General features: G+C 63.7%; 4 protein-coding genes. All 4 read left to right on the top strand.

Features of this window, described 5'->3' with window-relative positions; all coding sequences use genetic code 11:
- Positions 1-109: 109 nt before the first annotated feature.
- The 4 genes from IRZ12_RS16415 (at position 110) to sdhA (ending at position 3,685) form a co-directional block, all read left to right on the top strand.
- The gene (locus IRZ12_RS16415; RefSeq protein WP_296470777.1) at positions 110-892 is read left to right on the top strand and encodes a GntR family transcriptional regulator; all 783 of its coding nucleotides are present in this window, start codon (positions 110-112) and stop codon (positions 890-892) included.
- Positions 893-1,106: 214 nt separating this feature from the next.
- Positions 1,107-1,520 carry a succinate dehydrogenase, cytochrome b556 subunit gene (gene sdhC, locus IRZ12_RS16410; RefSeq protein ID WP_296470774.1) on the top strand — a complete coding sequence of 138 codons (414 nt, stop codon included), beginning with the start codon at positions 1,107-1,109 and terminating at the stop codon, positions 1,518-1,520.
- On the top strand, positions 1,520-1,903 hold the full coding sequence (sdhD, locus tag IRZ12_RS16405; RefSeq protein WP_296470771.1) for a succinate dehydrogenase, hydrophobic membrane anchor protein: 384 nt from the start codon (positions 1,520-1,522) through the stop codon (positions 1,901-1,903). Before sdhC ends, sdhD begins: the two co-directional genes overlap by 1 nt.
- Before the next feature lie 3 nt (positions 1,904-1,906).
- A complete protein-coding gene (gene sdhA / locus IRZ12_RS16400) occupies positions 1,907-3,685 on the top strand; it encodes a succinate dehydrogenase flavoprotein subunit (RefSeq protein ID WP_296470769.1) in 1,779 nt (592 codons plus the stop codon).
- The last annotated feature ends 107 nt before the right edge of the window (positions 3,686-3,792 follow it).

Below are 3,792 nucleotides of genomic sequence, written 5' to 3'. Positions count from 1 at the left end.
GTTATCTTATGTTTTATATAAGACATAAGATTGCCGCCATTTGGTTGGACACCGTGCCTTGCGCTGTGACACAATCCGGGCCATGCCGATCAAGCCGCACCATCCCTGCATGTCAGCCACGTCCGACGCACCCGCCGTCGCGGGCGTGCCTGCGGCCGGCGACCAGGCAGCGCCGGGGGCGGCTTTCACCCCGTTATACAAGCAAATCAAGGCCCTAATCCTGCAAAGCCTCGACCGTGGCGAGTGGAAGCCCGGAGAGGCCATTCCCAGCGAGCTCGACCTGGCAGCCCGTTTCAAGGTCAGCCAGGGGACGGTGCGCAAGGCCATCGATGAGCTGGCGGCCGACCACATCCTGCTGCGCCGCCAAGGCAAGGGTACGTTTGTCGCTACCCACCACGAAGACCGCGTGCGGTTCCGCTTCTTGCGGCTGGCGCCGGACGATGGCAAGCGCCAGGGGTCCCATAGCCGCTTCCTCGAGTGCCGGCGCCTGCGCGCGCCGGCCGAAGTGGCGAAGGTGCTCGAATTGCGCGCGGGAGATAGCGTGGTGCTGGTCCGAAGGGTGCTTTCCTTCGGCGACGTGCCTACCGTGATCGATGAGATTTGGTTGCCTGGCACGCTGTTCAAGGGGCTGACGGCGGAACGTCTGGCCGAATACAAGGGCCCGATGTATGGTTTGTTCGAAAGCGAATTCGGCGTCCGGATGATCCGGGCGGACGAGAAAATCCGGGCGGTTGCCGCCGGCGCCCCAGAGGCCGAGCTGCTCGGCGTTGCGCCGGGCACGCCGCTGCTACAGGTGGAGCGCACCTCGTTTACCTACGGCGACCGCCCCGTCGAGATGCGTCGCGGGCTGTACCTGACCTCGCGCTACCACTATCGGAACAGCCTGAACTGACGCAATTTCGGACACGATTTGATACGGTGGCGATGAATGGGCGAAAATAGCACGTTTGCCTTTCCCGGCGGCCCGGGCGCGGCGCGTTCCGCCACCCCCGGAGACGCATGCGGAAACCGGCGCGCCAGGCCGGCTTTCCCAAGACGAAAGTTGTAATGCGCAATTACGCAGCAATGGTTTTTTTCATGGTTTGCTCACTTTACCCGAGGTCGTGATGTCCGACTCTGCCGCAAAACCCCGCCCGCAGTTCAGAAATATCAATATCACGCAGATCGCGCGCTACCGCCTGCCGCTGGCCGGCAAAGTGTCGATCCTGCACCGCATTTCCGGCTTTGCGCTGTTCCTGGCACTGCCGTTGGTGCTCCTGCCGCTTTTCGAACGCAGCGTCATCTCTGAAATCGGCTTTGCGGAGTTCCGCGATTTCGTCACGCACCCCTTGGCCAAGATCGTTCTGCTCGGCCTGATCTGGGCCTACCTGCATCATTTCTGTGCGGGCATCCGGTTCCTGGCGCTGGACCTCCACCTGGGGCTGGAAAAGCAAAAGGCGCAGCGTTCCGCGGGCATCGTGCTCGTGGTGAGCCTGGCGCTGACCCTCGTCTTCGGTTTGAAACTGTTCGGAGTATTCTGATGTCGGCCCCGCAAAATATCGGTCCCAAGCGCCTGGTCGTCGGCGCACACTACGGCGTCAAAGACTGGATCGCCCAGCGCGTTACCGCCGTCATCCTGGTCGTCTACACGCTGGTCCTGGGCATCGGCGCGTTGATCACGCCGGAATTCACCTACGAAAACTGGGTGCGGCTGTTCAACTTCGAAGTGTTCAGCTTCCCCCTCGGCAAGCTGCTGGCCATGCTGGCCTTCCTGTCGCTTGCCTATCACGCCTGGATCGGCGTTCGAGACATCTGGATGGACTACGTCAAGCCGGCCGGCCTCCGTCTGGCGCTGCAAGTCCTGACCATTCTGTGGCTGGTCGGCTCTGTCGTCTATGCCGCTCAAATTCTGTGGAGAATCTAAGTCGTGGCCGCCGTTAAAACTTCTCTCCCGCGCCGCCAGTTCGATGTGGTGGTCGTCGGCGCCGGTGGATCCGGCATGCGTTGCTCGCTGCAGCTCGCGCAAGCCGGTCTCAGCGTCGCCGTCTTCTCCAAAGTGTTCCCGACGCGCTCGCACACCGTGGCAGCCCAGGGCGGTATCGGTGCCTCGCTGGGCAACATGAGCGAGGACAACTGGTTCTGGCACATGTATGACACGGTCAAGGGCTCCGATTGGCTCGGCGATCAAGACGCGATCGAATTCATGTGCCGCGAGGCCACGAATGCGGTCTATGAGCTCGAGCACTTCGGCATGCCGTTCGACCGCAACCCGAATGGGACGATCTACCAGCGTCCGTTCGGCGGCCATACCGCCAACTTCGGCGAAAAGCCGGTGCAACGCGCCTGTGCCGCCGCCGACCGCACTGGCCACGCGCTGCTGCATACGCTCTACCAGCGCAACGTGGCTGCCCGCACGCAATTCTTCGTCGAATGGATGGCGCTGGACCTGATCCGCGACTCCGAAGGCGACGTCGTCGGCATCACGGCGCTGGAAATGGAAACCGGCGACATCTACATTTTCGAAGCCAAGACCACCGTGCTGGCAACCGGCGGCGCCGGCCGCATCTGGGCCGCCTCCACGAACGCTTTCATCAACACCGGTGACGGCCTGGGCATGGCCGCGCGTGCTGGCCTGCCGCTCGAAGACATGGAGTTCTGGCAATTCCACCCCACGGGCGTGGCCGGTGCCGGCGTGCTGATCACCGAAGGGGTGCGCGGCGAGGGCGGCATCCTGCTGAACAAAGACGGCGAGCGCTTCATGGAGCGCTACGCGCCGACGCTGAAAGACCTGGCTCCCCGCGATTTCGTATCGCGCTCGATGGACCAGGAAATCAAGGAAGGGCGGGGCGCCGGCCCGAATGGCGACTACGTGCTGCTCAAGCTCGACCACCTGGGCGCCGAGACCATCAACAAGCGCCTGCCGTCGATCCGCGAAATCGCCATTAAGTTCGCCAACGTCGACCCCATCAAGGAGCCGATCCCCGTCGTACCGACCATCCACTACCAAATGGGTGGCATCCCGACCAACTACCACGGGCAGGTGGTGGTGCCCAAGGACGGCAACCCCAACACGGTGGTCCGCGGCTTGTACGCGATTGGCGAGTGCGCCTGCGTGTCGGTCCACGGCGCCAACCGCCTGGGCACGAACTCGCTGCTCGACCTGGTGGTGTTCGGTCGCGCGGCCGGCAACCACATCGTGGCCTCCAACCTCAAGCGCCAGAGCCACAAGCCGCTGCCCGCCGATGCCGCGGACCTCACGCTGAGCCGCGTCAGCGCCCTGGAAAGCCGCAAGGACGGCGAGCGCGTCCAGCACGTCGCGAACGACATCCGCAACTCCATGCAGCACCACTGCGGCGTGTTCCGCACGCAAGCCCTGCTGGACGAGGGCGTCAAGCAGATCAATGCGTTGGCCGAACGCACCAAGGCCGTGGCGATCAAGGACCACTCCAAGGTGTTCAACATGGCCCGCGTCGAGGCGCTGGAGCTGGACAACCTCATCGAAGTCGCCAAGGCCACCATCGTGTCGGCGGCTGCCCGCAAGGAAAGCCGCGGCGCCCATGCGCACAGCGACTATCCGGAGCGCGACGATGCGAATTGGCTGCGTCACACGCTGTGGTACTCCGAAGGCAACCGCCTCGACTACAAGCCGGTGACCATGAAGCCCCTGACGGTCGAAAGCTTCCCGCCGAAGGCCAGAACGTTCTAACCGACATGACATCCCCCCTCCCGGCCCGCCGCACTGCCGGCGCCGCCCCGGGGGCGCCCCCCCCGCCTAGGGACGGCACCTTTTTCGGATTGCAATGATGCTTTCAA

It is taken from the genome of Pigmentiphaga sp., from assembly GCF_019689535.1.
Taxonomy (GTDB): Bacteria; Pseudomonadota; Gammaproteobacteria; order Burkholderiales; family Burkholderiaceae_B; genus Pigmentiphaga.
The sequence above is the reverse complement of the archived record's forward strand: the minus strand, read 5'-3'. Positions and strand labels throughout refer to the sequence as shown.

What these genes read in the sequence shown, in the direction of transcription:
- IRZ12_RS16415 (WP_296470777.1), top strand. Translation starts at nt 110, where the DNA reads ATGTCAGCCACGTCCGACGCACCCGCCGTCGCGGGCGTGCCTGCGGCC.
- sdhC (WP_296470774.1), top strand. Translation starts at nt 1,107, where the DNA reads ATGTCCGACTCTGCCGCAAAACCCCGCCCGCAGTTCAGAAATATCAAT.
- sdhD (WP_296470771.1), top strand. Translation starts at nt 1,520, where the DNA reads ATGTCGGCCCCGCAAAATATCGGTCCCAAGCGCCTGGTCGTCGGCGCA.